Below are 4041 nucleotides of genomic sequence, written 5' to 3'. Positions count from 1 at the left end.
TCTCAGGTGAACCAGCGAAGGCTGATGACCCCACGAAACCGGTTCTTCTGGTGGTATTCGCTGTCCCTGCTCTTCATGGGACCTTTCGGGTTCATTGTCGGGCCGCTGATGGCCCGGCGAGGAACGCGGAAGGTAGAACGGTTTCACCCTGCAGCAGCCTGGGAGGCTCGGCAACGCGATCATGGGTTCACTTGGTGGCAGTGGTGGATCATGACGCCATTGACCGTGCTGGGCGCGTTTTGGGCGATCACGGCGCTAAGCACTCTTCCCATGATGCTTTTGGTGCTCTACGCGCAGCTTACCCAGTAGGCCCTGAAGAATGGGCGGCAACGCTACGCTCGGCAACGTGCGTCTCCCTAAAGCGTTGCTGGTATCCATCGCGCACCGTCCGCCGGACCATGGCCAGCTGCACTAGCGGCTGACCCCGGCCGACGCTCTGGAGGAGGTCCCCCCCCGAAAAGCTTAGCAAGGAAGACGATCAAGCATGCCTTTCAGCCTGCCCGGGCTCGCCCTCATCCACCCTGCCAAAGGACGAGTCCAAGTCAAACCAAATTTAGAACTGGCAAACCGCCTCCATCAAAACTCTTGCCAATGCGTCGTCTCTGCAGCGGCCAGAACTGGGTTCGGGCTTCTAGAATTAGCAGCAGGAGAAGCACCGTTGGGAAGCTTGACGCGCAGGGCGGTAGCCGCAGCACGTGCTCCACAATGTTTCGCTTCATTTCCCGCTTCTTTACTCGGAGAGCGAGGATCGCCACCAGTTTCCAGCCTAAAGACCGACACGGCATCTGCCAGCTGAACCGACTGATCTTCCATTGCACGGGCGGCTGCCGTTGCCTCCTCCACAAGCGCCGCGTTCTGCTGCGTCGTTTCGTCCATCTGCGCCACGGCTTGGTTCACCTGCTCGATCCCCGAAGCCTGCTCCTGGGACGCTGCGGAGATCTCGTCGATGATGCTCGAAACTTCCGCCACCGAGCTGACGATCTCCGTCATTGTCTGACCCGCCTGATCTGCAAGTTCAGATCCATGGGCAACCTTGGCTACCGAATCCTCGATCAAGGCCTTGACTTCTTTGGCGGCAGACGCTGAGCGCTGAGCAAGGTTTCGGACCTCCGATGCGACGACGGCGAACCCCCTTCCCTGATCGCCCGCGCGCGCGGCCTCCACGGCAGCGTTAAGGGCCAGTATGTTGGTCTGGAACGCGATGCCGTCAATGACCGAAATGATGTCGCCAATCCGACGCGAAGATGCTTCGATCTCAGCCATGGTCACGACCACCTGGCTGACTACGCCACCGCCCTGCCCCGCAACCTCGGACGCCCCACTCGCCAGCGCACTGGCCTGTCGGGCATGTTCGGCGTTCTGCCGGACCGTCGAAGTAAGCTCTTCCATGGACGCAGCCGTCTCCTCCAGGTTTGCCGCCTGCTGCTCGGTGCGGCGCGACAGATCATCATTGCCGGACGCAATCTCCGACGAGGCGGTATTGATCGCCGAAGACGCAACTTGAATGCGCGAAACCATGCCTGTCAGCTGCGCGATGGTTGCGTTTGCGTCCTCGCTCATGGTGGCGAACACCCCTCGGAAGTCCCCTTCCATACGCTGCGTCAGGTCACCCGACGCAATTGCACGGAGCAAGTTGGAAACTGCCTCCAAACTGTGGTCCGCAGTCTCCATCAAGCGATTGAGGTCGCCCACCATGATGGCAAAGTCATGCTGAAACACGGACGAGTCGCCACGAGCCGAGAAGTCGCCGTCGGCGGCCGAAACCGCCAAGCGCTTGACCTCCGTGTTGATGGCCAGGAGGCTAGCCTTGGCTGCGTCCATGGATTCGTGAAGCAAAGCTCGCGAGCCAGGCAGTCGGCGCGCATCCCGGCGCAGGTCGCCCGCAGCGTACTCGTTGAGCACCGCAACGGCATCCAAGATGGCATTGAGGTGCTCGAATACCATGGTGTTCATGCCCTTGGCTAGTTCACCATACACCCCCGGCAGGTCTTCAGGAATACGATGCGAGATATCTTCGGATTCATGCTTCTTGATCATCACCTTGGTGTCGCTGGAGAACCGATCCAAAGTTGTGACCATCTCGCGCAGGGATACCAGCATTTGACCTGCTTCGTCCCGGCTGTAGTAGTCGGTGCGCACAGCCAGATTGCCCTTCGCGACGTTACGAATGGCCTCAAGTGCTTGACCAATTGGGCGGGTTACCGAACGGCTGATTGCCCAGCCCAGAACGCTGGCAACCACACAAAGCACCAGTACAACTACGGCGGTGATGGACATCAGCCTATCCAAGCTGGCCGCGTTCGTAGCCAGCTCGGTCTTCATTCCGTCGAGGTTGTATTCGCTGACCTTCTCCATGTTCTTGAACAAGGCGACGCGCTTGGCACGGGACTCGGTGTTGGAAATCCGCTTGGCCTCTTCGACATCGCCGGCGACCACGGCGTCGCGAAGCGTGTCATGCATGGCGAAGTATTCCGCCAACGATTGCATGACAGGGTTGAACAACGCCTCGTCTTCCTTGTTCGCGAAAGACGCCTGGTATTGAAGCACTAGCTCGTCGATCTTGGCCTTACTTGCCTTGATTCGCCCCTCATACTCTGACACCACCTGAGGGGAGGCGATTTCGTTAACTTGGGATATCTCGTAGATCCGGAGGTCGCCCAACTGCGCACGCATTTCACCTATGGCATAGTTGCCGGGCGCCCACACTGTTGCAATACGCGACAGCTCCTGCTTGGACTGGGAGGCGCGAATGACCGTAAACACGCCCAAGGCCAACGTCATGGCGGTGGTCACCGCGAAGGCCAGCATCAATTTCTGGGAAATTCTTAGATTTTTGAACCAATTCATCAAGGTTGATCCTGCTCGTTAAGTTGCGACATGCCTACCGACTTTGTTCTTTTCTGGTTTTCGGTTGAGTCGCATCCATCGCATACCAAAACCCGCTTTCACAACATCCTCCAAAGCGTTTCACCGGCCGGGAGATTGAAATTGCCGCTTGACTTCAGCCCCTGTGTTAGCCGCAGCCATCGTTCGCCGCGCGGCCAGCACACCTAAAGGGCCGCAGCGTTGGCAGACAAGTCGGTGAGGGGCCGCACTCCGAGGGGGCAATGCCAAGACCGATCGTCAAAGGCTGGGACATCCTTGGCAGCTAACGTCTCTGAGCGTCACGCCGCCCGCGCCGAACCAACTGCGCCCCAATCTCTATTACACCCTGAGCCCCTAATCTCCACTGGAGTCTGCGAAGCCCAATGCTCGCCGCATTGCATCGCCGAATAGGAGCATGCGGAAAGTCCTGATAGGAGCGGCTTTGAAGGGAGCATCGAGCAAGGCGGCGGTCTGAGAGCGGCGATTGGAAAGTAGCGGCGCCCCACGAACAATCTTAAGCCCCGAATCGAGAGATTTATCCTATCGATTTGCCTCAGCTAGCTCTTGATACAGCGGGCGCGCCTACCATATGCACTAAGAAAAGCATGTGAGCATGACCAGCCGGGTCGCATACTTCATGCTTTTGCGATAGGTACAGGCAGGAACAGGTAAAAAGTGGCGTGAGTGCGCGAGTTGGGATCGTTCGCCTGCTCGAGGGACGAGGCAGACCACGCTCCAGCGTACAGAACCTACCGTCGTCGAGTCGGCCTCGCGGTCGGCATGAGACACTACGGCATCAACGACGACCCGGTGTGAGCCCAAACGATGTCCCCTTCCATTGGCCCGAAGTCAGAAGCGCTCAGTTTTCTCTCAGCGGGAGGACAGATGGGGGAGTTCTTCCGCTCCTATGCTTGGGATCAGACGCCGATGGGTGCACCCGAGGCTTGGCCCCAGTCCCTACGAACCTCCTTGGGTTTTGTCCTCAACTCAACCCTGCTGGGTGCGGTGCTCTGGGGACCGGAGCTCCGGCTTCTTTACAACGATGCCTATCGCATGATGCTTGGGGACCGGCACCCTTGGGCGCTGGGGAGGCCCGTGAAGGAGGTATGGGGAGAAACTTACGCCCCGATTGCCGATGCGTTCGCCGAGGTCATGACCAGCGGCAAAGGGTTTGGG

At 59.0% G+C, this 4041-nt stretch carries 2 protein-coding genes and 1 pseudogene; 2 read left to right on the top strand and 1 reads right to left on the bottom strand.

Going from position 1 to position 4041, the window contains the following annotated elements; translation table 11 throughout:
* The first annotated feature begins 24 nt into the window (after positions 1-24).
* Entirely contained in the window at positions 25-309 is a 285-nt protein-coding gene (locus AC1DR7_RS20050) for a hypothetical protein (RefSeq protein ID WP_478052231.1), read from the top strand.
* A 267-nt stretch (positions 310-576) separates the two neighbouring features.
* On the opposite strand, the gene AC1DR7_RS20045 is transcribed toward AC1DR7_RS20050, so the two are convergent.
* Entirely contained in the window at positions 577-2847 is a 2271-nt protein-coding gene (locus AC1DR7_RS20045; RefSeq protein ID WP_457319931.1) for a methyl-accepting chemotaxis protein, read from the bottom strand.
* Between the two features lie 843 nt (positions 2848-3690).
* On the opposite strand from AC1DR7_RS20045, the pseudogene AC1DR7_RS20040 reads away from it, so the two are divergent.
* Positions 3691-4041, top strand: a pseudogene (locus AC1DR7_RS20040) (hybrid sensor histidine kinase/response regulator); the annotation flags it as partial.

This window comes from Stenotrophomonas sp. P5_A9, assembly GCF_056400525.1.
Note: the sequence above shows the minus strand (reverse complement) of the source record. Positions and strands in the feature narration are given on the sequence as shown.